Source organism: Clostridium sp. CTA-1, from assembly GCF_054768215.1.
This window is the reverse complement of the sequence record NZ_BAAAAP010000023.1, coordinates 20,213-43,772: the sequence shown is the minus strand read 5'-3', so window position 1 is coordinate 43,772 and position 23,560 is coordinate 20,213. Positions and strand designations below refer to the sequence as shown.

The 23,560-nt window shown below is 27.7% G+C and carries 22 protein-coding genes; 16 read left to right on the top strand and 6 right to left on the bottom strand.

The features are described 5' to 3' along the window. Positions 1-47: 47 nt before the first annotated feature. Positions 48-1,475, top strand: coding sequence for an ABC transporter permease (locus tag ACYUEW_RS15510; protein ID WP_163224671.1), 1,428 nt, complete (start codon positions 48-50; stop codon positions 1,473-1,475). A 5-nt stretch (positions 1,476-1,480) separates the two neighbouring features. Continuing rightward, positions 1,481-2,146, top strand: coding sequence for an ABC transporter ATP-binding protein (locus tag ACYUEW_RS15505; protein ID WP_265203784.1), 666 nt, complete (start codon positions 1,481-1,483; stop codon positions 2,144-2,146). A 129-nt stretch (positions 2,147-2,275) separates the two neighbouring features. On the opposite strand, the gene ACYUEW_RS15500 is transcribed toward ACYUEW_RS15505, so the two are convergent. Then, entirely contained in the window at positions 2,276-3,250 is a 975-nt protein-coding gene (locus tag ACYUEW_RS15500; protein ID WP_460277183.1) for a DMT family transporter, read from the bottom strand. A 229-nt stretch (positions 3,251-3,479) separates the two neighbouring features. Between ACYUEW_RS15500 and ACYUEW_RS15495 the strand changes: the two genes are divergently transcribed. From ACYUEW_RS15495 to ACYUEW_RS15480, 4 genes are read left to right on the top strand one after another with little or no spacing between them, the layout of a single operon-like run. Then, positions 3,480-3,848, top strand: coding sequence for a YbaN family protein (locus tag ACYUEW_RS15495; RefSeq protein WP_460277181.1), 369 nt, complete (start codon positions 3,480-3,482; stop codon positions 3,846-3,848). A gap of 5 nt (positions 3,849-3,853) precedes the next feature. Further along, entirely contained in the window at positions 3,854-5,593 is a 1,740-nt protein-coding gene (locus tag ACYUEW_RS15490; RefSeq protein WP_460277179.1) for an ABC transporter ATP-binding protein/permease, read from the top strand. A gap of 1 nt (position 5,594) precedes the next feature. After that, on the top strand, positions 5,595-7,340 hold the full coding sequence (locus ACYUEW_RS15485; protein WP_460277177.1) for an ABC transporter ATP-binding protein: 1,746 nt from the start codon (positions 5,595-5,597) through the stop codon (positions 7,338-7,340). Between the two features lie 54 nt (positions 7,341-7,394). Further along, complete coding sequence (locus ACYUEW_RS15480; RefSeq protein WP_460277175.1) at positions 7,395-7,709, top strand: nitrous oxide-stimulated promoter family protein; 315 nt, start codon at positions 7,395-7,397, stop codon at positions 7,707-7,709. A gap of 214 nt (positions 7,710-7,923) precedes the next feature. Here the strand turns inward: ACYUEW_RS15480 and ACYUEW_RS15475 are convergent, their stop codons facing one another. Further along, on the bottom strand, positions 7,924-8,610 hold the full coding sequence (locus ACYUEW_RS15475) for a Crp/Fnr family transcriptional regulator (RefSeq protein WP_460277173.1): 687 nt from the start codon (positions 8,608-8,610) through the stop codon (positions 7,924-7,926). A gap of 117 nt (positions 8,611-8,727) precedes the next feature. Between ACYUEW_RS15475 and ACYUEW_RS15470 the strand changes: the two genes are divergently transcribed. The 4 genes from ACYUEW_RS15470 to ACYUEW_RS15455 all read left to right on the top strand — a co-directional run bounded on the left by ACYUEW_RS15470 (position 8,728) and on the right by ACYUEW_RS15455 (position 12,924). Continuing rightward, positions 8,728-9,927, top strand: coding sequence for an MFS transporter (locus ACYUEW_RS15470; RefSeq protein ID WP_042385243.1), 1,200 nt, complete (start codon positions 8,728-8,730; stop codon positions 9,925-9,927). Between the two features lie 298 nt (positions 9,928-10,225). After that, the gene (locus tag ACYUEW_RS15465; RefSeq protein WP_216471587.1) at positions 10,226-11,140 is read left to right on the top strand and encodes an ABC transporter substrate-binding protein; all 915 of its coding nucleotides are present in this window, start codon (positions 10,226-10,228) and stop codon (positions 11,138-11,140) included. Between the two features lie 21 nt (positions 11,141-11,161). Then, positions 11,162-12,160, top strand: coding sequence for a FecCD family ABC transporter permease (locus ACYUEW_RS15460; protein WP_460277170.1), 999 nt, complete (start codon positions 11,162-11,164; stop codon positions 12,158-12,160). Positions 12,161-12,162: 2 nt separating this feature from the next. Continuing rightward, positions 12,163-12,924 carry an ABC transporter ATP-binding protein gene (locus tag ACYUEW_RS15455; protein WP_042385240.1) on the top strand — a complete coding sequence of 254 codons (762 nt, stop codon included), beginning with the start codon at positions 12,163-12,165 and terminating at the stop codon, positions 12,922-12,924. A 283-nt stretch (positions 12,925-13,207) separates the two neighbouring features. Here the strand turns inward: ACYUEW_RS15455 and ACYUEW_RS15450 are convergent, their stop codons facing one another. Then, positions 13,208-13,339: a transposase gene (locus tag ACYUEW_RS15450; RefSeq protein ID WP_080265260.1), complete on the bottom strand. Its 132-nt coding sequence runs from the start codon at positions 13,337-13,339 to the stop codon at positions 13,208-13,210. 156 nt (positions 13,340-13,495) lie between these two features. Between ACYUEW_RS15450 and ACYUEW_RS15445 the strand changes: the two genes are divergently transcribed. Then, entirely contained in the window at positions 13,496-14,473 is a 978-nt protein-coding gene (locus ACYUEW_RS15445) for a lipoate--protein ligase (RefSeq protein WP_265203792.1), read from the top strand. Positions 14,474-14,521: 48 nt separating this feature from the next. Next, entirely contained in the window at positions 14,522-15,370 is an 849-nt protein-coding gene (gene lipA, locus ACYUEW_RS15440; protein WP_265203793.1) for a lipoyl synthase, read from the top strand. Positions 15,371-15,511: 141 nt separating this feature from the next. Here lipA and ACYUEW_RS15435 read toward each other — a convergent pair whose 3' ends face one another. The 3 genes from ACYUEW_RS15435 to ACYUEW_RS15425 all read right to left on the bottom strand — a co-directional run bounded on the left by ACYUEW_RS15435 (position 15,512) and on the right by ACYUEW_RS15425 (position 18,133). After that, positions 15,512-16,078, bottom strand: a complete 567-nt coding sequence (locus ACYUEW_RS15435) for a DUF6143 family protein (protein WP_265203794.1) — start codon at positions 16,076-16,078, stop codon at positions 15,512-15,514. A gap of 372 nt (positions 16,079-16,450) precedes the next feature. Further along, on the bottom strand, positions 16,451-16,774 hold the full coding sequence (locus ACYUEW_RS15430; RefSeq protein WP_003486795.1) for a hypothetical protein: 324 nt from the start codon (positions 16,772-16,774) through the stop codon (positions 16,451-16,453). An 81-nt stretch (positions 16,775-16,855) separates the two neighbouring features. Then, positions 16,856-18,133: a 4Fe-4S dicluster domain-containing protein gene (locus tag ACYUEW_RS15425; protein ID WP_003486793.1), complete on the bottom strand. Its 1,278-nt coding sequence runs from the start codon at positions 18,131-18,133 to the stop codon at positions 16,856-16,858. A gap of 405 nt (positions 18,134-18,538) precedes the next feature. Between ACYUEW_RS15425 and ACYUEW_RS15420 the strand changes: the two genes are divergently transcribed. From ACYUEW_RS15420 to ACYUEW_RS15405, 4 genes are all read left to right on the top strand, one after another. Continuing rightward, positions 18,539-19,384 carry a MurR/RpiR family transcriptional regulator gene (locus ACYUEW_RS15420; RefSeq protein WP_003486791.1) on the top strand — a complete coding sequence of 282 codons (846 nt, stop codon included), beginning with the start codon at positions 18,539-18,541 and terminating at the stop codon, positions 19,382-19,384. A 267-nt stretch (positions 19,385-19,651) separates the two neighbouring features. Next, complete coding sequence (murQ, locus tag ACYUEW_RS15415; RefSeq protein WP_460277165.1) at positions 19,652-20,560, top strand: N-acetylmuramic acid 6-phosphate etherase; 909 nt, start codon at positions 19,652-19,654, stop codon at positions 20,558-20,560. Between the two features lie 123 nt (positions 20,561-20,683). Continuing rightward, positions 20,684-22,039 (top strand): PTS transporter subunit EIIC, encoded by a 1,356-nt coding sequence (locus ACYUEW_RS15410; RefSeq protein ID WP_460277163.1) that lies wholly within the window; start codon positions 20,684-20,686, stop codon positions 22,037-22,039. Positions 22,040-22,462: 423 nt separating this feature from the next. Next, positions 22,463-23,539 carry a DUF871 domain-containing protein gene (locus tag ACYUEW_RS15405; RefSeq protein WP_460277161.1) on the top strand — a complete coding sequence of 359 codons (1,077 nt, stop codon included), beginning with the start codon at positions 22,463-22,465 and terminating at the stop codon, positions 23,537-23,539. The last annotated feature ends 21 nt before the right edge of the window (positions 23,540-23,560 follow it).

Here is a 23,560-nt window from a genome sequence, read left to right as displayed (position 1 = left end):
TTTGTTATACTGGCTATACAATAAAATTCAAAAAAGGAGAGTAGGGCATGTATATTTTAAAAAATGCATTAAAAAATCTTACAAGAAACAAAGGGCGTAATATATTACTCTGTATTATTATGACAGCAATACTTTCTAGTGTAGCTATTTCTGTTATTATTAATACTACCTCATCTGAAATTGTAAAAGATTATAAAGATAAATTTGGGGCAGAAGTATATATTCAAACAGATATGAAAAAATTAAAAGAAGCTATGCAAAGTGGAAAGTTTGATTCTAATAAGGTAACAGGTATTACTAATAATTTAATTAGAGATCTTGCAAAATCTGAATATTTAAAAGAAACTAAGATGCAAAGTAAATATTATGGGGTTAGTGATAATCTTAAAGCATTGGATCAAGATGAGGATAATAGTCAAATGGGAGGAGTAATTATCGGAGATGCAGGTTCTGGGCAAGGAATTAATATGCCTAATTTGCCTGTTGTAGGTAATGATAAAATTGAAAACTTAGAAGATTTTTCAAAAGGAAATAGAAAAATTATAGATGGAAAAATGTATTCTAAGAAAGAAGAAGCTATAGTTAGTGAGGAGTTTGCTAAATTAAATAATTTAAAAGTAGGAGACACTATTGAAGTTGAAAATACTAATAAATCTGAGAAATATGATCCACTTAAATTAAAAATATCAGGAATATATCAAGATCTTACGACAGACAAAGAAAATCAGCAAGGAGTTATGCCTAAAATGGCTATAACTAATAAAAGAAATGAAATTTTAACATCTTTGGATACATTAGATTCTTATAACCAAAAAGTAAAAAAAGATAAAGATTTATTTACAATAGAAGCAAGATTTTTTCTAAAGGATCCAGATTTACTATCTAAGTTTGACAAAGAAGCTCATGAAAAAGGATTGAGTGATATGGCAAATGTATCAACGGATAAAGGAAATTATGATTCAATTGTTAAACCTGTTGAAGGATTGCAAAAAATATCTAATGTGTTTATGACGTTAGTATTAGTATTTGGAGGCAGTGTTTTAATATTAATATCTATATTAGGAATTCGGGAAAGAAAATATGAAATTGGTGTTCTCAGAGCTATGGGAATGAAAAAAGGAAAAATTGCTCTTGGAATTATGTTTGAAACATTATCTATAATAGTTATTTCATTGGTTTGTGGATTATCTATAGGTAGTTTTTCAGCACAACCAATTTCAAATATACTTATGAAAAATCAATTAAAAGTTCAAAGTGAAGCTATGAATGATGGATTTGCAAATATAGCAAGTATAGGTAGTAATATAACAGATGCTACAAATGCAACATTAACAAATCTAAATGTAAGTCTTACAGGAAGTGCTATTTTAGCAATTATAGCTATAGCACTATTACTTGGAGCAATCTCTATAGGTATTGGAGTTATTTATATAATGAGATATGAACCTATGAAAATATTATCAGAAAGGAATTAATTGATATGAGTATATTAAGATTAAAAAATTTATGTTATCGATATGAAGATGGAGATAAAGACGTTTTAAAAAATATAAATATAACTTTTAAAACAGGAAAAGTAATTGGTATTGTGGGGAAATCAGGATCAGGAAAGAGTACTCTTTTATCTTTAATATCTGGATTAGATACAAGTACGTCAGGAGAAGTTTTATATAAGGATAAAGATATAAAATCTATTGATAGGGATTTATATAGGGGAAAAAACATTGGAGTTATATTTCAAGGGTATAATTTATTACTTAATGCGACAGCTATAGAAAATATAATCTTATCTATGGACATAAGTGGGGTTAAAAAGAAATTTAAAGAAGAGTATGCTTATGAAATATTAGAAAAAGTAGGAATTGATAGAGAAAAAGCTAAAAGAAGGGTATTAAAACTTTCAGGGGGAGAACAACAACGTGTAGGAATAGCTAGAGCACTTGCTCATGATCCTGATATAATAATTGCAGACGAGCCAACGGGAAATCTAGATGGAGACACAGAAGAAACAATAATGGATATATTAGTTAAATTAGCCCATGAAGAAGATAAATGTGTTATTATAGTAACTCACTCAAAAAAAGTTTGTACCTATTTTGATGAAACCTGGGGTATAAATTCCGGTAGATTGATTTATGTAAAATAATATTTTAAAATTTAATCCTTATTAAAACATATTATATAGAAAGAGGTATCTCAAAATAAAATTAAATCTATTTTGAGATACCTTATTTTTGTGTTACTAAGAGTTATAAATTTATAACTTTATTTAATCTTAGTTTTCATAGGTGGTTTCAGAGGCGACTTCTAACTTTTTATGAGGTCTCTTAAATAATTTTAACAAAACTGATTTTTTTATTTCTAATAAAATTATAGACACAAGAATTAAAGCCATTCCTAATATTTGAACTAAATTTAAAGATTGATTAAATACTATAAAACCTAAAACAGAAGCTATAACTAGTTCCAAAGAGGATACCATACTAGCAATGCTAGCTTCTATATATTCTACAGACTTTACATAGGCGGTGTTTGCAATAAGGGTACCTATAACACTCCAGAATATGTTTTTAAATAGGAAAAATAAATTATTAGAGCTTTTAAAAATATGAATGTTGTTTTTCATATCCATAAAAGGAAATAAAAATATAGCTGCAAATAAAAATGAATAAGTCAGTAAAGAATTATGGTTATAATGGTATCTTTCATTACTTACTTTAGCTAAAAGTATTTGTAGTGCAAAGGTAAATCCAGATATAAGACCCCAAAATATACCCTTGGTACTTAGGTTAAAACTTCCTAATTTGTGCATTTCACACATCATAAAGCAACCTATTAAAATTAACAGCATAGATATTGCTTTTTGTGTTGTAAACTTTTCTTTAAACATAAAGTAGGAAATAGTTACCACCCAAACTTGAGAAGTGTATAAAAACATAGTTGCCAAGGCTAAAGGAAGTAAATTTATGGTTATATTAAAGGCTATAAAACATCCTGCTATAACCACTATGCCATAAATTATAAAAAATAAAACACCTTTTTTATCTACTTTAAACAAAGAAGGATCTTTTTTAAAGGAATATATCAAGTAAAATATTGCAGGTATACTTGTTTTAAAAAAAGAAATAGTATAGTTATCAAAACCTAGATCTGCTAAATGCTTAGTAGGAACTCCTACATATCCCCAAAACATAGCTGCTAAAAAAACTAATATAAGTCCTAATTTTTTGTCGCTTACACTTTTAAACATTTTATCCCTCCACAATTTATAAAGACACTTTTGCCATCTTTCTTTTGTTTATAATAGTCATATGGAAATAAGTCCAACTTATGTACGTCAATACAATTATATCATTTTATTTATATTATGATAATGTTCTATCAAAGACTTTGTAATTATAATGCTCCTACATGATATTGAAAATCATTATCCTATATGATAATATTATTAATGGATACATATATTCAGGGGGCGTTTTATGATAAAAAGAGTTTTATTATTAATTATAGGGTTTATTTCTTTAGGGTTAGGTGTAATAGGTGTATTTTTACCTATATTACCTACAGTTCCTTTTTTATTATTATCATCTTTTTGTTTTATTAAAAGTTCTAAAAGAATAAGTATATGGTTTGAAAATACTAATATTTATAAAAAACATGTAAGAAGTTTCAAAGAAAATAAAGCTATGACATTAAAAACTAAATTATCTATACTAATACCTGTATATGTAATGCTTATAACTTTATTTTTTGTGAAGGATATTTTAGCTATGAGAATAGCTATAGTTGTTTTATTAGTAGTTAAAACTATAGTATTTATAAAAATTAAAACACTTAAGGAGGCGTGAATTTTATGATGCTAGATAAAAGACTCATAAATTTATGTAGTGAGTCTAAGAAATATGTAAAGCTTACGGTATTGATGAATTGGATATCTATGATTTGTAATGCATCCGTAATAATATTATTAGGTAAATTTATTAACTGTGTATATAAAGAGGACAAGGTAAATTTAATAAAATATACACCTTTAGTAATTTCTATTTTGATTATAAGATTTATATGTAATATTTATTATAGTAAATTTTCTTATTTATCCTCTGCAAAATCAAGAAGTACACTAAGAGAACTTATTTATAAAAAGCTTTTAGATTTAGGACCTAACTATAATAAAACCTATAGCACCTCAACTATAGTACAGTTAACAGGAGAAGGAGTAGAAACTTTAGAAAATTATTTTGGAAGATATTTACCTCAATTTTTCTATTCAATGTTAGCTCCAATTACTTTATTTTTTATTTTATCTTTTATATCTATCAAAGTAGCTTTAATTTTAATAATTTGTGTACCTTTAATACCTATATCCATAGTGTGTATTATGAAAATAGCTAAAAAAATATTCAGAAATTATTGGAATATATATTCTGATTTAGGAGAAACTTTTTTAGAAAACCTACAAGGATTAACTACGTTAAAAATATTTAATAGAGATGAAGAAAGACATGAAAAAATGAACAAAGATGCAGAAAACTTTAGAAGAATAACTATGAAAGTATTATCTATGCAATTAAACTCTATAAATGTAATGGATTTTATTGCTTTTGGTGGGGCTGCTTTAGGAAGTATAGTTGCACTAAATGAGTTTAAAAATGGAAATGTATCTTTAGGGGGAGTTTTAATAATAATTCTTTTATCTTCAGAGTTTTTTATACCTTTAAGATTATTAGGATCTTTTTTTCATGTATCTATGAATGGAATAGCAGCATCAGAAAAAATATTTAAACTTTTAGATAGTAAGGTAGAAAATGAACAATGTTCTTTTAAATCTATAGAAGAAAAAAATAAGAAAATAAGTATAAAATTAGAAAATGTAGACTTTGGCTATGATAAACATAGAAAAGTACTTAGTAATGTAAATTTATATATGGATAATGGTGAATTTGTAGCAATTGTAGGAGAAAGTGGTAGTGGAAAAAGTACCATTGCTTCACTTATATTAAAAAACTATGGAATAGATAAAGGGAATATAAAGATAAATAACTTAGAATATAAAGATATTTCTTTTAAAGATATATGTAAAAAAATTTCACTTATCTCTACTAATAGTTATATATTTAATGGAACAATTTTAGAAAATCTGTTAATGGCTAAAAAAGATGCAACTAGGAAAGAAATAGAGAGAGCTTTAAAAGTTGCAAATTTATATGACTTTGTAGAAGCTTTACCTAATGGATTAAAAACTAAAGTAGGAGAGGGTGGAAGTTTATTATCTGGTGGTCAAAAACAAAGATTAGCTTTAGCCAGAACTATTTTAGGGAATAGAGATATGATTATTTTTGATGAAGCTACCTCTAATATAGATGTGGAAAGTGAAGAAAAGATTTGGCAGGCCATTTATAAATTATCCAAGGAAAAAACTATATTAGTGATTTCCCACAGATTAGCTAATGTGAAAAATGCAGATAAAATTTATGTGCTGGATAAGGGGAAAGTTGTAGAAAATGGAAATCATATAGATTTATATGAACAAGGGTCATATTATTATGATATGCTTACAAAACAACAGGCATTAGAAGGCTTAGGAGGTGCATAAAATGAAAAGAAGATCTGGATTTAGTATAATGAAAAGGCTTATTTTAGAAGTTAAGCCTTTAATGCCAATAATGACCATTACAGTAACTATGGGGGTTTTAGGGTTTTTAGCAGCTATTTCTATTACTTCCTTTGGAGCTGTAGCTATAGGGGATGTTTTAGGAGGAAAAAGCATAGTATCCTTTAAAAGTGCCATAACAATAATTATTGTTTCTGCAATATTAAGAGGTTTATTTAGATATGTAGAACAACTTTCCGGTCATTATATAGCCTTTAAAATATTAGCAATATTAAGAGATAAAGTTTTCACTTCTTTAAGAAAATTAGCACCAGCAAAATTAGAAACAAAAGAAAAAGGAAATTTAATTTCTATAATAACCTCTGACATTGAACTTTTAGAAGTTTTTTATGCTCATACTATTGCACCCATATTAATAGCTATAATTACATCAACTATAATAACCATAGTATTATTTAATATTAATATTTATTTTGGGATATTAGCTATAGTATTTTACTCTATCATAGGTTTTGTTATTCCTTATTATTCTTCAAAGATAGGCAATAAATCAGCTTTAGAATATAGAAATACTTTTGGAGAAACTAATTCTTATTTGTTAGATTCCTTAAGAGGATTAAAAGAGATATTACTTTATGATAATGGACAAGAAAGATTAGATAATATAAATAAAAACTCTAATAAATTAAATGAAAAATTAAAGGGTATAAAAAATCATGAGGGTATAATAAGGGCTACAACAGATTTTACTATAATGTTTGCTATAGTAACTTATAGTTTAGTAGGATACAATTTATATATGAAACATATATTAGATCTTAGTTATATGATTTTAGCAATTGTTATTATTGCTTCATCCTTTGGACCAGTGGTAGCTTTAAGTAATCTTTCAAATAATTTGCTCTATACCTTTGCCTCTGCTGAAAGAGTATTTAGTATTTTAGATGAGGAGCCTATGGTAGAAGAAATAGACAGGGGAGAAAAAATATTAAATACTAATATAGTATATGATAATGTAAGCTTTTCCTATCAAGGAAGAAAAAATAAAATATTAGAAAATGTGAGATTATCTATAAATGAAAAAGAAAAGATAGCCATAGTAGGAGAAAGTGGTACAGGCAAAAGTACCTTTGTAAAACTTCTTATGAGATTTTGGGATGTTAATAAAGGGGATATTTTTATAGGAGAAAATTCTATTAAAAATATAGAAACAAAAAATCTTAGAAAAAATCAAACCCTAATAAGTCAAGAAACTTTTTTATTTAATGAAACTATAGAAGAGAACATAAAAATGGGAAATATAAAGGCTAGTAGGGAACAGGTAATAGAATCTGCTAAAAAAGCATCTATACATGATTTTATAGAAAATCTTCCTAAAGGCTATGAAACAAAAGTAGGAGAGCTTGGTGGAAATTTATCATCAGGAGAAAAGCAAAGGATAGGGCTTGCAAGGGCGTTTATAAATGAAGCACCTATATTAATACTAGACGAGCCTACTAGCAATTTAGATACTTTAAATGAAGGACAAATACTAAAAGCAATAAATGAGAATTGTGAGCATAGAAGTATAATACTTATATCCCATAGAAAATCTACCACAGCTATATGTAATAAAACTATAGAATTAAAGAATTCAAAGATGGGCCTAGTTGAAAGTAGTTTTGCTTTAAAATCTATTGAAAATGATGATTTAAATAAAAAATCAGAAAGGAAAGTGGCACTAGCATAGATTTAATAAAATTAAATATTTAAAAGAGCTGCGGTTTTAAGGGGTGTTATTTATATGAAGAAATCCAGAATAGAAAAGCAAAAGGAAAGTATAGAATTTATGATAGATCTATATTGTAGAAAAAAACATAAAACAAAAGAAGCATTATGCGATGAGTGCAGGGAACTTTTACAATATGCCAATTTTAGATTAGATCATTGCAGATTTGGAGAAAATAAACCAAACTGTGGTAGTTGTAAAATTCATTGCTATAAAAAGGAAATGAGAGAGAAAATAATAGAAGCAATGAAATTTTCTGGACCAAGAAGCTTAATATATAATCCTAAAATAGCCTTTCAACATTTAGTAGATAAGCTTAAATATAAATAAAATATTAAAGTGGGATGTCTCAAGATAAAATAGATTTAATTTTAAAACCCCAAATATAAAAATTAAATCTATTTTTAGACATCCCATTTTAGTTTTATTTGTACATACTTTGTAAAAAAAATTTTTACTATGGTAAATTTCTTAGACTATATTGGATATTTATAGTAATAATTTATAATTATAGTCCACAAGAGTTTTAACTTCATATATAAGTTTATACAAAATAGTTATAGTATTCGTTCTTTAATCTTTTTTCGTCTATAATTTTAATTTTCTTATATCCTAAGGAAATCATTCCTTTTTCTTGAAAAGAATTTAATGTTTTAGTAACTGTAACTCTACAGCTACCAATAAGTTGAGCAATTTCTTCATGAGAATAATCAATTATATAACATTTATCATTTTTATTTTTCTTAAAATGCACACCTAATCTTACTAGTAATTGAGCAAGTTTTTTTTCAGCAGGTAAAAAGGCCATATTACTAACTTGAATTGATAGATTTTTCATTGTTAAAGACATAAGATGAAACATTTGAACCATTAATTCTGGATACTTAGTTAAATAGGGATATAGATTTTCAAGACTTACTGAAATTAGTTCAACATCTGTGGCAGCACTAACAGATGTTAACCTAGATCCATAACTAAAACAGGAGGATTCTCCAAATAATTTTCCCTTTCTTAATATTTCAATAGTAAGTTCAGTTCCTTCTGGTGAAATAAGAAACATTCTAACACGGCCAGATTTTATTAAATAAAAGTTTTCTGCCACATCCTCTTGGAAATAGATTATTTCATCTTTGTTATATTTTTTAATTGTACCAGCTTCTTCAAATATTTTATAGAAATCAGAATTAATATCTATAGAAGAGCCAGGAAGAAATCTATTGTTTTTTATCATATGTAGTCCTTTCTTAAAATGAAATTTTATAAATCAATTGTAGCCTAAACTACAATCTTTTTTCAAGATTAAAGGTAAAATTTAATTTGCAGAATTTTTATGGGAGGCAAAAATATTATGGAAACTAAAGAAAAGCTATGGAGCAAATATTTTATATTAGCATTAATTATTACAGTAGGGGTAAATTTAACTTGTAATTTATTATTATCTACCATATCTATATATGCTAAAAAAATTACTGGGGTAGACAGTTATGCAGGTATAATGACAGGAGCCTTTACATTAGCAGCTTTATTTATAAGAATATTTGCAGGAAAGTTATTAGACAAACTTGGAAGAAAAAAAATATTGATATTAGGGGTAGCTATTACTGCTTTTTCAACTATAGGATATATTTTTAGTAATGGGATAGTATTACTTGTAATATTTAGAGTAATGCAAGGCTTTGGTTTTGGTATTTCATCTACAGCAATAGCTACTATTGTTACTGATGTTACACCACCAACAAGGATGCTTGAGGGAATAGGGTATTCAGGTGTTGGTATAACTATTACTACAGCTATAGGACCATCTATGGCACTTCACATAGTTGGAGGTGGATACGATAAGTTTAACTTATTATTTATTACAACTTTTGCAGTGGCTATAATTACTATATTAGTAGCACTTTTCTTATCCTATGAGAAAAATATTAATACACACTGTGAAAAATTTAAGACTATAAAAAGTGATACAGATTCTAATGGTATTAGTAAAGAAATATTAGTGCCATCTTTAATTCTTTTTTTAGCAGCAGTTGCAGAAAGTACTATATTATCCTTCACAGCATTGTATGGCATAGAACTAGGATTTAGTAATATAGGTTTATTTTTTACAATAAACGCACTAGGAATATTAGCATCAAGATTATTTATAAATCAAATAGTTGATAAGCTTGGAATGAATACTGTATTGTCTATTGGACTTATAATATTTGCATTTTCTATATTTGGAATGGCTATGGTAAAGACAATGTATATATTATTAATATTGGGATTCTTATGTGGTATTATGATGGGATCATTGTTACCTATAATTAATGTAATGATTTTAAATACTGTAAATCAAGATAAAAAAGGGGTAGCAAATGCTATTTACTATGCATTATTGGATGGTGGCTATGGAATAGGATCAATATTGTGGGGAAGCATTGTTATAACCTATGGATATAGAGCTATATATGCCTTAGCAGGTATTGTATTAGCGGTAGCTTTTGTAATATTTGCATTAAATTTATTTTATAGGGGATCTACAATATTAAAAAGACACTATGAATAAAAGGAAAGTTATAAAGCCATGAGAAATTTATTTTTCTCGTGGCTTTTTTATAAAGTAATGTAAATATATCTAAATCAGGATAAAGAATAAGAATAAATTTAAGAATATAATATATGCATAAAAAACTTATAATAATAGGTAAACATAAAGGAGTTTAGTTAATTTGAATGCTTGACGGTAAATTATTGCAAATATATAATAGATTACTGAAGCTTAATAATACTTAAATATAAAAAAATAAGTATTAAAGCGTATTACATAAGAAATCAGACGATATATAAAAGAAGGGATGTAAATCATGAAAAATTTAAAAAGAAGAGTATCAGTGATTATTTGTATTATGCTAGCTTTTATGCTAGTATCATGCAATTTAAAGAAGGGAGAAAATAAAGAAGCACAAAAAAATATAAAAATTACAGATTCCTATGGGAAAGAACTAACTTTTGATAAAGCTCCAGAAAGAATAGTTAGCCTTTCACCTGGAGCAACGGAAACCATATATGCTTTAAATAAAGAAAATACATTAGTTGGAAGATCAGATTTTGATGATTATCCAGCGGCGGTTAGCAAAGTAAAATCAGTTGGTGGAGTAAAGGATCCAAGTATAGAAAAAATAACTGAATTAAAACCAGATTTAGTTATAGGTGGAGCTCATTTTTCAAAGGATACTGTGAAAAAACTTGAAGACTTAGGAATTAAAGTAGCAGTTCTTTATGGTGCAGAGGACCTAGATGGAGCTTATAAAAACATAATGGATATTTCTACTATATTAGGAGTAGCTGAAAAAGGTCAAACTATAGTTAATGCTATGAAAAAGAAAGTTGAAAGTGTTGAAAATAAGGTAAAGTCATTAAATAAACCTAAGATCTACTATGTGGTTGATTTTGGAAAAGCAGATTTTACTGCTGGAGGAGATACTTTTATAGGTAAAATGATTGAAAAAGCAGGTGGAGATAATATTGCTAAGGACACAAAGGGATGGAATTATTCTTTTGAAAAAATAGTTGAAAATAAGCCGGAAATGATAATATTATCAGATAAATTTAATATTAAAAAGAATTTTTTAGCTACTGATAAGTATAAAGATCTTCCTGCAGCAAAGAAAAATAAAGTATATGAAATTGATGATAACATGTTATTAAGACAAGGCCCAAGACAAGCGGATGGACTAGAAGCATTAGCAAAAATTATTCATCCTGAAGCATTTAAATAATCAATAATGAGGAGACATTAAATGAAAAAAAAGAGTTTATTCATTGGGTTAATAATAATTGCTATAATAGCTTCTTTAGTTTCTATAACTATTGGAGCTGCTAGTATAACTCCTTTTAAAGTTATAGAGGTCATTTTAAATAATTTTGTGGGAAATATAAATGATTACACACTACAGAAGATAATATGGGACATAAGAATGCCAAGAATAATACTTGCGGCTTTGGTAGGAATAGGTCTATCTGTTACAGGAACGTCTTTTCAAGGAATATTTAAAAATTCAATGGCAGATCCTTATGTTCTTGGAATATCTTCAGGAGCAGCTCTTGGAGCAACTATATCTATAGTTTATAAATTAGAGACAAAAGGAGCTTTAGTAACCACTTTATGTGCATTTATAGGAGCTATTTTAACTATTTTTATAGTTTATAATATAGCTAGAGTAGGAAATAAAATTCCAACCACTACATTATTATTAGCAGGAATAGCTTTGAACTTTTTTATGTCCTCTTTAATTTCAATGTCTATGATATTACATAAAGAAGCTATAGAGAGAATTATTTACTGGACAATGGGGAGTTTCGGAAATGCTTCTTATAAACAAATTTATTTTTTAGCTCCAATAGTTATAATAATATCTTTTATTTTTTATTATAACTATAGAGCGTTAAATATAATGGCCACAGGAGAAGATGGTGCATATATACTAGGAATAGATAGTGAAAAGTTTAAAAAGAAGATGATAGTTTTAAGTTCAATAATGGTAGCAGCAATAGTATCTGTTAGTGGAATAATAGGATTTGTAGGATTAATTACTCCTCATATAGCAAGGCTTATAGTAGGAGCTAACCATAGAGAAGTTATTCCTTTTTCGATGGTTTTAGGAGCTTTATTTTTAATAATATGTGATGCATTAGCAAGAGGTATAATGACGCCTACAGAATTACCAGTAGGTGCTGTTACCAGTTTATTTGGGGCACCTTACTTTATGTATTTGCTTTGGAAGAAGAAAAGAGGGTAGAAATGAGTTTTCTAAGTTTAAAAAATATTTCTTATAAGAATAGAAATAATGAAATATTAAAAGGATTAAATATAGATTTTCAAAGAGGACAGTTTTATGTAATCGTAGGACCTAATGGAAGTGGTAAAACTACCTTATTAAAAACTATAATAAAGAATATAATACCCTCAAAAGGAAGAATAGAATTAGAAGGAGAAAATTTAAAAAATATAAAGGCAAAGCATTTAGCCAGTAGAATTAGCTATGTTCCACAAAACACAAATATAGAGCTTGAATTTACTTGTTATGATTTAGTTATGATGGCAAGAAATCATAAACTTAAAACTTTTCAATCAGAAGGCAAAGAGGACAAAGACATAGTTATAAATGCAATGAAAAAGATGGAAGTGCTACATCTTAAAGATAAAACGATTACCCAAATAAGTGGTGGAGAAAAGCAGAGAGTTATCTTAGCTAGAGCTATTGCTCAAGAAACGAGCTGTATTATATTAGATGAACCTATTTCTAATTTAGATATAAAACATCAAATATTAGTTATGAAACATTTAAAAAAATTAAGAGAAGAAGGTAAAACTATTATTACCGTATTACATGATTTAAATTTTGCTTTAAATTATGCGGATTATGGAATTTTAGTTAGTAAGGGTAATGTATTTTCTAAAGGGAAAATAGAAGATGTAATAACTCCTAAAACTATAAAAGAGGTTTATGGAGTAGAAAGTGAGATTATTGAAAGAAATAATAAATGTTTTGTAATTTATTAAACTAATGTTATATAAGGTTGGGTTTAAAATATATCTTGATAACAAAAAAGGAAGATTAATAACTGCGGATAACAACGGAAAGTATAAATTAAAAAAATAAAGGACAATAAATTCCAAGCTTATAGAGGCTTTGGGATTTATTGTTTTTTATATATAGAAATGAGAAACTGCAATTAAATGGAAAAAAGTTAAATAAAATGTTATAATTAACATTAGAAGAAACAAATGTAATATTCATAAAAATTAGACCAACTAGTAAAAGTTGATAAAAATTTTAAAAAGTTTATTCTGTATAATTTTTAAATTTACCAGATTCATTAATAGAAGGGTTAACCCCAATGTATGCAACTAACAGTTTAGGTTTTAAGAAACCTTGAAAATCTCTGATTTCAGTTAGTATAGTTATAGCTGAAATAAAACCAACATAGAAAAGATAAAATGAAGTGATTAAGTATCTTATAGGTTAAATAAAATATAAAAATAATTTTCACAAGTGAGTTAATAATGTTGGTTACAAAATAAAGATGTTTTCTATCAAATGGTACAACTACATTATATAAGGGGGATAATCATGATATTTATTAATCACAACAATACCAATCCTTATTTTAATCACGCCGCAGAGCAATATGTATTAGAAAACATTAAAGATGAATGCTTTATGCTATGGAGAAACGAGCCGTGTATATTAGTAGGTAGAAATCAAAACGCTATGGCAGAAGTAAACGGTGATTATATAAAAGAAAAAGGTATGAAAATAGTGAGAAGACTTACAGGAGGGGGAACTGTTTTTAATGATTTAGGTAATATAAATTTTACATTTATAGGGAGAACTTCAGAGAATGTCGAGGAAAACTTTAGAAAGTTTACAAAACCTATAATAGAGGCATTAAATTTTTTAGGGGTACAAGCTAAGTTTTCAGGTAAAAATGATTTAGTTATAGAAGGAAAAAAAATTTCAGGTAATGCTCAATATTATTATAAAGATAAGGTTTTACATCATGGAACATTGCTTTTTTCAGTTTCTATGGGGGAATTAATTAAAGCGCTTAAAGTAAACCCATTGAAGTTTAAAGATAAAGCTGTTAAATCTGTGGAAGCTAGGGTAACAAATATAAATAAATATTTAAATAATATGGATGTTATAGAGTTTAAAAATTATGTGGTAGATTATGTAATGAAATGTTTTAGTAAAAAAGAATTATATGAGTTTTCAGAGAAAGAATTAAAACAAATAGATAAAATAGTTAAAAACAGATTTTCAACCTGGAAGTGGAATTTTGGGGATTCACCTAAATATAATTATTCAAAAGAAGGGAGATGCGGTAAAAATACTATTCAAGTTAATTTAAATGTTGAGAATGGTTATATAAAGGAAATGAAGTTTTATGGAGATTTCTTTTTTAAAAAAGATATAAAAGGATTAGAATATAAATTTAAAGAAATAAAACATGAGGAAAAACATGTAAAACAGGTATTAAATAATATTAATATTAATGAATATATAAATGGTGTAAAAAATGAAGAAATTTTAGAACTTATGTTTTAGATATAAGTTAGGTAGTTTCCAAAAACAATTGATTTTGGGGTGTGAAGTATGTATAAAAGAAAACCAGAATGGCTAAAAATAAAGTTTCAATTTGGTGATAGCACAAAGAAGATTAATGCACTTAAAAGATCATTAGGATTAAATACAGTTTGTGATGAAGCTAATTGTCCTAATAGATTGGAGTGTCATAATAAAGGAACTGCAACTTTTATGATATTGGGTAGTGTTTGTACAAGAAATTGCAGATTTTGTAATGTAAAAACTGGTAAAGCACAATGTGTAGATAAAGAAGAACCATTACATGTAGCACAAGCTGTAAAGGAATTAGGATTAAAGCATGCAGTTATAACTTCTGTTACTAGAGATGATTTAGAAGATGGAGGAGCAAGTCAATTTGCAGAGGTAATAAGAGCAATTAGAAAATTGACACCAAATACAACAATCGAGGTGCTCATTCCAGATTTAAAAGGTAATTGGGAGGCATTGAAGGTTATTTTAGATGAAAAACCAGAAATATTAAATCATAATATAGAAACCATAAGTGGATTATATAAAAAGGTAAGACCAGAAGCTATATATACTCGTTCTTTAGAACTTTTAAGGAAAGTAAAAAAAATAGACAAAAGTATACTTACTAAATCAGGATTTATGGTAGGTCTTGGGGAAAAAGAAGAAGAAGTTATAGAGTTACTAAAAGATTTAAGAAAATACCAGTGTGATATAGTTACTATAGGTCAATATCTTCAACCTTCTAAAGAACATATTGAACTTGAAGAATATGTGCATCCAGAGGTATTTAAGAAATATAAGAAAATAGGACTTGATATGGGATTTAAATATATTGCTTCATCACCATTAGTTAGAAGTTCCTATAATGCAGCAGAAGCGCTAAAATAAAACTAAATTTTTCTAATTTTGTTTAAGAATATTATTTAACTTTTTCAAAGCCTGCTTCACCATAAATATTATGTGGAAATTTATAAAAAAGACATTAAAAATCAAAGGTATTTTGCTTGATTTTTAATGTCTTAAATTACTTTATTTTATCTTTTCTTCCCACCATCCAAAGGCGACTCTACCTTCAGCAGGTTCATTAGGTGCTTCTGGATTTGATAAGAAAATAATAAAGGATCCTCCAGGAGGAAAAATAAATTTACCTACTTCCTCATCCGCAATTGTAACCTCTGGGAGAACTCTTCTAACAAAGGCTTTAACTCCACCTTGAGGTTCTCCTCTAACATTACTTGCTTCAAGAAGTTTAATCCTTGGGTGTGGTAATGGACAAAGAGCTGTATTAGCTGGAGTAACTAATTCTGATATAGTTGGTTGTCCAGGTGGATCTGAATTAAACCATATTTGTGCTCTTATTGGAGAGGTTCCGATATTTGTAACAGTCCAAACATAAACGTGTAGATTAACTCCAGAACCACAAGGATTTATTAATCCTGCCCATGCACTTCTACCATTTCCGAATTTTAATTCATCTGCATATCCTACAAAATATTTTCCTTGAAGTGAAAGATATAAGGCATAGGGCATACTAGCCACCTGAGTTATAGGATTAGGTAAAACAATTGAATGTTCACAATTATTTATGCAGTCCATTTTTATCATATCTCCCATTAAAATATTTTTTCTAAATAATATTTTAGTTACCTTATATTGTTGTTACAAATATATACAAATTATAATTAATTTCCAATTAATAAATCATTTTCTTTCAAATAATATATTCAATCTAGAAGATTTACACAAGAAGTACTTGTTTACTAAAATTCAATTTATATTAGTACTTAACCTTATTATATGATTAAGAATTTATTAATGTTACGATAACATTAGTGATTATGGCTTTATATATAGTGATTAGGAATACAAGTTTTTAGAAGAATACTTTACTTTGTAGATGAATATGAAAAATGCATAGAGAACTTAATATGATATAGAAGATGTTATCTATGCATTTTGAAGATAGATTTATAGAGATGGAACTTCATTTGAAACTTTTTCTATTAAATTTATAAAATCCTTTTCAGATTTAACACTTAAATATATATTTAATAAAGTTTTAGTGGACATGGTGTTATAACCTTTGCAGCCATTTTCTAAAATTTCAGTTAGTGTATCTATAAAGTAATCTTTACTTTTATCTATGTCTTTAAGAATTTTATCTGCCTTATCATTTATTAATTCTGTTTTTATATGATCTCTAAGTTTTTCAGCATAATTTTTCATATAAATTTGTGTTTCTTCTGGATATGCTGAAAAGTTACCAGATAAAATATCTTCTATTTTTATCAATGATAAAACCTCGCTTCTGTTTTATATATTGTATATTAATTATATGTATTTGAAGTGATTTTAAAAAATTATTTAAAATTATTAAGTATTTTCCAGGAGTTTAGCCAAATAAACAGATTTCATTTGTTTACTTGCCATTGCTCTTTTTAAAGGAGGAAGCTTAAGGATGCTTCCTAATATAGCCGCCATGGCTTTATGGCTCAAATGAGCGTTATTATCAAAAATTAAATTTTGCAGCTGGCCTTTTTCTATTGCAGATAATACTGCTCTATGAACAGTGGTTACAGGTGTGATAACATTTTCTTTTCTACGAACTAACTTAATAGCATTAGTTTTGCAATTTTTCACACAAACCCCACAGCCAAGACATAAATCTTCGGAGAGTTCAGCTATTTTAGAATTATGATTTTCTAATGAAGTTTCCTTTAATTTAATTGCTTCCATAGGACAAACTTTAGTGCATTTTCCACAGCCTACACACCTATCTTTATTTATGTTAGGTAAATAACTGGTGGTGTTAACTGGAACTAAGAATCCAAATTTTTTTGCAGATACAAATGCTTCACAATGACATTTACAACAATTGCAAATAAAGTTTGGTTGCTTTTGAACATTTTCTCCACATTGTACTAGATTATAATCATAGCACATATTTAAAATATCTAGAGCCTCAGAAGCATCTATTTTTCTAGCATAATTATGCTTTATAAGAGTGTAAGCAGTGGTAGAGAAGCTCATGCAAGTTTCCATAGGGGCGTAACAGTCATCCCCTAAATGATGGGCTTTATGTCGACAATAACATGAACTAACACCTATATGTTTAGCATTTTTTATTATGTAACTTGCTTTTTCATAATCTAATATATTTATAGAATTTTCATCATTTAAAACCCTCTCTTGAACAAAGGCTCTACCTAATTTTGTTTCTGTACCCCAAAATAGCTCTTTAGAGAAATCATCTTCCACATTAAGATATTGATGAAATAGTTCACTAAGAACCTTTTGGTCAAGGTGTGTACCAACTCTCATTAAAGCAAATTCAAAAAAACCAGCCATTGGAGGAGCCATCATATATTTTTGCTCTCCATCACTTTCACATTCAAGATCTAAAATTAATGCTTTAGAAGCTAAGGCTTGAAGGATATTAGCAGCTTTGACTTCACTAACTCCCCAAAGCTTACTAGCAGTTTTTATGTTAAATGATTTTATAGGGAGTTTTGCAACCATTGCTGCTTCTTCTTTAGTAAACATCATAGATAAGATTTTATAAAGTGTTTCAGAGGGTGGAGCCCCTTGTGGAAAGCTATTTAATCTTTCTTCTAAACTTTTGTAGGCATCTTTTCCGACTATATGTGACATGTTTTCACCTCAATCTAATTGTTAATTATATGATTACATAGATTGGTAATAAATGCAATAATTTAATATAATTATTAAGAATAATTATGTTCCTATAATAATTTTAGATGATGATATTAGTATTTTATAGGGGGAAAATATAAATGAAGAAGATTATTTCTATACCATACTATATATCATATGTTGAGAACAAAAGTTAGCAATTAGGTTTAGTATTTAAATATTTTAGTATATAATAATATATAAGTAATTTCAGAGTAGAGTAATTATAGAATGATCATTAGTACGAAGATATAAATATGAAGATAAACTGAATGCTGAATTATATTTAGGTTGATGAAATTAATTAAAAGCTTGAAGTTTGGAGAACATTTAGAAAGAAATAATAGAAAACTGAGGTGAAGTATGGGAGTTTTTTTTAGAATAAGAGAAAATTTTGATTCTATGACTAAATCAGAAAAAAAAATAGCAGAATATATTTTTAAAAGTCCAAGGGATATAATAAATGATTCTGCTCAAGAAATAGCAATTAAAACAAGTACTTCTCCAGCATCCGTTATTAGATTTACTAAAAAAGTAGGATATAATTCTCTTAATGAATTTAAATTTGCACTTGTTGCAGAAGAAGATACTGAAAAAAATACAGAGTTTGATTATATTATAAATTCTAATGATAGTATAGATTTAATTATTAATAAGCTTGGAAATAAAGTAATTGATACCATAAATGATACTAAGGAATTAGTAGATGATGAAAAATTGTTAGAGGCTGTTGAAGCAATAAAAAATGCAGAAACAATTTATCTATATGGTGTTGGAGCATCTGCTATGGTGGCTATGGATTTTCAATACAAATTGCTTAGAATAAATAAAAAAGTAATGTTCCAACTGGATTCACATCTACAGTTAGCAGTAGCAGTACATATTACAAATAGAGATGTTGCTGTAGCTATTTCATATAGTGGAAATACAAAAGAAGTAAATTTAGCAATAGAGGAAGCGAAAAAAAATGGTGCCACTACTATAGCTATAACTAAATGTGGAAAAAGCAATTTAAGCAATATTGCAGATATAAATCTAAATATACCCAGTATAGAAAAAGATTTGAGAATAGGGGCAATTTCTTCTAGAACATCTCAATTATTTGTAACTGATAGTTTATTTTTAGGAATTGCAAAGGAAAATTTAGATAAAACAGAAAAGAATTTAATTAGTACAAGAAATTTAGTAGAAGTTTTAAAAAGAGAATAGATTATAAAACTTTTTATTTAGAACTGAAAAGTTAATTTATATTGTGAAGCAATGAGTATAATAATTCATTGCTTTTATTTATTTAAACATAAGAAAGAATACTAAAATTTATTTTAGGTTATATGGAAATAATCTTATATAAATTTATGAAATAATATTTCATAAAATAAATAAAATACTTGAAATTTTATTTCTTAAGGGTATAATGAAGATGAAAGAAAAGGTTTTCACATTCTTTGATATATAAATTATGAGGAGGTTTTAAGTATGACTAATATTAGTTTAGATAAATTAGTAACTGAGAGTAGAAATGAAAACACTAAAAATATAGATAGAGTTGAAACTTTAGAGATGTTAAAGATGATAAACGATGAAGATAAAAAAGTTGCAGAAGCCGTAGAAAAAGAGCTTATTCATATAGCAAAGGCTGTTGATAAAATAGGAGAAGCATTTTTTAATGGAGGTAGACTTATATATGTAGGAGCTGGTACATCAGGAAGATTAGGAGTATTAGATGCATCAGAGTGTCCACCAACATATGGGGTGAGTTATGATTTAGTAAGAGGGATTATAGCAGGAGGACAATCAGCTATGTTTAAAGCTAAGGAAGGAGCAGAAGACTCTAAAAAACTTTGTATTAAAGATTTGAAGAATATTAATTTTGCTGAAAATGACATATTGGTTGGAATTGCAGCTAGTGGAAGAACACCCTATGTTATAGGAGGACTAGAATATGCAAATGGCATAGGTGCTACAACAATTTCAGTTACATGCAATCCAGAATCAGAAATGTCTAAGATTGCAAATATTTCAATAGCACCAGTAGTAGGGCCAGAAGCTATAACAGGATCTACTAGAATGAAAGCAGGAACAGCTCAAAAAATGGTTCTAAATATGTTATCAACGGGTGCTATGGTTAAGACTGGTAAGGTCTATGGTAACTTGATGGTTGATTTAAAAGCTACTAATGAGAAATTGGTAGAAAGAGCTAAAAGAATTGTTATGCAGGCTACAGGGGCTAAAAGAGCGCAGGTGGAAAAGATTCTTGAAGAAACAAATTTTGATGTTAAGTTGTCCATTTTTATGATAGAAAGTTCATTAGATAAAATAAAAGCTAAGAAAATACTAGACAAAAATAAAGGGTATATAGTAGAAGCAATAAAAGAAATAAGTTAAACACAAAATAAGTAGATAAAAATAGAATAAATTATAGGGTGTAATTTAAATAAGATTATTATTTAAATTTAAAATGTTCAATTATATTTAAAAATAAATAATAAAATAAAGGGGGATTTTATTATGTCAAATGTAAAAGATATAGCCCAAAGTATATATGACATAATTGGTGGCAGTAGCAATATAGTTTCATTTACACATTGTATGACGAGATTAAGACTTGTGCTTAAAGATCAAAGTAATCTAAATATGAAGGCTATAAAAAAAATTGATGGAGTCATGGGGGTAGTAGAGCAACAAAATCAACTTCAAATAATTCTTGGACCAGGTAGGGTAAATAAAGTTACAGAGGAATTTGAAAAGATTTGTGGAATTCAGACAGAAGAAGTAACAAAAGAGGTTGAGTTTGGAGATGGAAGTAAGTTAAGAGAAGAAATAAAGGAAAAGAATGCAACGCCATTTAAATTATTTTTAAAGAAATTATCTAATATATTTATACCATTAATTCCAGCATTTATAGCTTGTGGATTAGTTACTGCAATACTAAATATAGTGCTTAAATTAGATCCGGCATTTGCAGAAACAACAGTTGGAGGATTATTAAAAATAGCAGGTAATGCAGTGTTTTGGGGGTTGAATTTATTTGTAGGTGTTAATGCAGCTAAAGAATTTGGTGGTTCTCCAATGCTTGGAGGTACTATGGCGGCTATAATATCTCATCCAGAATTAGCTAAAGTAACATTGAATGGGCAAAAGCTTTTACCTGGTAGAGGCGGCATTATTGCAGTATTATTAGTTGTTGCATTTTCAAGTTTCTTAGAAAAGAAAGTAAGAAAAATAATGCCAGATTCATTAGACTTATTTATGACTCCATTAATAGTAATATTAGTATCAACTTTTGTTTCAATATTTGCATTGCAACCAGCTGGTGGATTTATTTCAGATGCTATAGGTAATGGAACTAAAGCAGCAATTTCAGGTGGTGGAGCCGTAACAGGATTTATATTAGGAGGATTTTTTCTACCATTAGTAATGACAGGATTACATCAAGGATTAACACCAATACATGCAGATCTATTAAAAACTACAGGGTTAAATCCACTTCTTCCAATACTAGCTATGGCAGGAGCAGGACAAGTAGGAGCGGCTATAGCGGTATTATTAAGAACTAAAAATAAAAGATTAAAAAAGACAATAATTTCAGCATTACCAGTAGGGATTATGGGAGTTGGAGAACCTCTTATATATGGTGTAACATTGCCATTAGGAAAGCCATTTATAGGAGCATGTATAGGGGGAGCAGTAGGCGGTGCAGTTCAAGCTTTATTTAAAGTTTCTTCAACATCAATGGGATTATCTGGATTACCATTAGCCGCAATAACTAGTACACCATTATTATTTGTTATAGGTTTAGTAGCAGCATATATAGGTGGATTTTTTGCAACATTACTTTTAGGATTTGAAGATCCAATAGAATAATCTTTAATATATATAAAGCTATAGTTAAATATCATTAATATATTAATGAGTAAAGTAAAAAAATAATAGATGAAATATTCGGGAAAAATTCAATGTAAAAATATAAAGAGGCTATGTCAAAATAAGATTAGCTTTAATTTTAATATAGTAAATATAAATAATACATGTAATAAGCATATGAATAAGCTTTAGTAGTTCTTAATTTGACGGAATTAAAAATTTTTGTAATTTCTCACAGGACGTGAGGAGCCAGTAGTGAAGCCAAGGATGGCGCCTTTACTGGGTAAAAAAATTTTTATGGAGTCAAATTTAGAACTACTTAGCAAAATGAAGTGCTTTATGAATGTATTATTTATATTTACGGTTTTAAAATTAAAGCTATTTTGAGACAGTACCTAAATGTTTGTAACAAGGAGATTGATTATGGGTAAGGGAATATCAGTTTTTTTAGGAATGGATAATAGTATAGATGAGATATTGGAATTAATTAAAATAGCAAAAAATAATGGTTATGATAGAATATTTACATCGCTTCATATTCCAGAAGCTAATTATGAGGCTATAGTAGAGAGTTTTAAAAAGGTTTTAGATATAGCAAAAGAAATAAATATGAAAATAATTGCGGATATATCACCTAAAGGCTTTGAATATCTAGGAATTAAAGATATGGATTTAAGTAAAATTAAAGAGATGGGTATAGGTGTATTAAGACTAGATTTTGGATTTACAAATGAGCAAATCGCTAAATTTACAAATAATAACTTAGGGATAAAGGTTGAGCTTAATGCATCAACAGTGACAAAAGATTTCTTTAACAAATTAAATAAGTATAATGTTAACTATAAAAACATTCAAGCATGCCATAATTATTATCCTAGAAAAGATACAGGGATTTCAGAGAGTTTGTTCTTAAAAAAGAACGCTATGCTAAAGGAATTAGGAGTAAAAATTTCAGCATTTATACCTTCTTTAGTAGGAAAAAGAGGACCTATATATGAAGGACTACCTACCATTGAAAAACATAGATTTATGAAGCCTTATTTATCTGCAAAGCATTTATTTGCAATGGGTGTAGACAATATTTTCTTTGGAGACTCAATGCCATCAAAGGAAGAAATAATGGAAGTTGGAATGATTAAAGAAGATATAATAGAGCTAAGTGTAAGTTTAGAGGATGATTCTTTAATAGCATGCAATTATCTAAATAATGATTTTTATACGAATAGAACTGATGCGGCTGAAAATGTTATAAGGGCAGCAGAAGCAAGACTTATGTTAAACCACGATATAATAGAGTCATTTAATACAATAGAAAGGGAATTAGGAGATGTAACTTTAGACAATAAAGGATATTTAAGATATATGGGAGAACTAGAGATAGTACTTAAGGATTTAGGAAAAGATGATAGGGTAAATATTATAGCAAAAGTAAAAAAAGATGAACTGTTTTTATTAAAGTATATAAATGAAGGAAAAAAATTTAGATTTAAAATAAAATAATTAATATTTATAAAACAAGAA

Excerpts from the sequence above, each read along its gene's own strand:
- ACYUEW_RS15420 (WP_003486791.1), top strand. The coding sequence starts at position 18,539 with ATGGGAGTTTTTTTTAGAATAAGAGAAAATTTTGATTCTATGACTAAA.
- ACYUEW_RS15445 (WP_265203792.1), top strand. The coding sequence starts at position 13,496 with ATGATATTTATTAATCACAACAATACCAATCCTTATTTTAATCACGCC.
- ACYUEW_RS15455 (WP_042385240.1), top strand. The coding sequence starts at position 12,163 with ATGAGTTTTCTAAGTTTAAAAAATATTTCTTATAAGAATAGAAATAAT.
- ACYUEW_RS15460 (WP_460277170.1), top strand. The coding sequence starts at position 11,162 with ATGAAAAAAAAGAGTTTATTCATTGGGTTAATAATAATTGCTATAATA.
- ACYUEW_RS15485 (WP_460277177.1), top strand. The coding sequence starts at position 5,595 with ATGAAAAGAAGATCTGGATTTAGTATAATGAAAAGGCTTATTTTAGAA.
- ACYUEW_RS15465 (WP_216471587.1), top strand. The coding sequence starts at position 10,226 with ATGAAAAATTTAAAAAGAAGAGTATCAGTGATTATTTGTATTATGCTA.
- ACYUEW_RS15425 (WP_003486793.1), bottom strand. The coding sequence starts at position 18,133 with ATGTCACATATAGTCGGAAAAGATGCCTACAAAAGTTTAGAAGAAAGA.
- ACYUEW_RS15480 (WP_460277175.1), top strand. The coding sequence starts at position 7,395 with ATGAAGAAATCCAGAATAGAAAAGCAAAAGGAAAGTATAGAATTTATG.
- ACYUEW_RS15470 (WP_042385243.1), top strand. The coding sequence starts at position 8,728 with ATGGAAACTAAAGAAAAGCTATGGAGCAAATATTTTATATTAGCATTA.
- ACYUEW_RS15405 (WP_460277161.1), top strand. The coding sequence starts at position 22,463 with ATGGGTAAGGGAATATCAGTTTTTTTAGGAATGGATAATAGTATAGAT.
- murQ (WP_460277165.1), top strand. The coding sequence starts at position 19,652 with ATGACTAATATTAGTTTAGATAAATTAGTAACTGAGAGTAGAAATGAA.
- ACYUEW_RS15500 (WP_460277183.1), bottom strand. The coding sequence starts at position 3,250 with ATGTTTAAAAGTGTAAGCGACAAAAAATTAGGACTTATATTAGTTTTT.
- ACYUEW_RS15435 (WP_265203794.1), bottom strand. The coding sequence starts at position 16,078 with ATGGACTGCATAAATAATTGTGAACATTCAATTGTTTTACCTAATCCT.
- ACYUEW_RS15510 (WP_163224671.1), top strand. The coding sequence starts at position 48 with ATGTATATTTTAAAAAATGCATTAAAAAATCTTACAAGAAACAAAGGG.
- ACYUEW_RS15490 (WP_460277179.1), top strand. The coding sequence starts at position 3,854 with ATGATGCTAGATAAAAGACTCATAAATTTATGTAGTGAGTCTAAGAAA.
- ACYUEW_RS15505 (WP_265203784.1), top strand. The coding sequence starts at position 1,481 with ATGAGTATATTAAGATTAAAAAATTTATGTTATCGATATGAAGATGGA.
- lipA (WP_265203793.1), top strand. The coding sequence starts at position 14,522 with ATGTATAAAAGAAAACCAGAATGGCTAAAAATAAAGTTTCAATTTGGT.
- ACYUEW_RS15495 (WP_460277181.1), top strand. The coding sequence starts at position 3,480 with ATGATAAAAAGAGTTTTATTATTAATTATAGGGTTTATTTCTTTAGGG.
- ACYUEW_RS15410 (WP_460277163.1), top strand. The coding sequence starts at position 20,684 with ATGTCAAATGTAAAAGATATAGCCCAAAGTATATATGACATAATTGGT.
- ACYUEW_RS15475 (WP_460277173.1), bottom strand. The coding sequence starts at position 8,610 with ATGATAAAAAACAATAGATTTCTTCCTGGCTCTTCTATAGATATTAAT.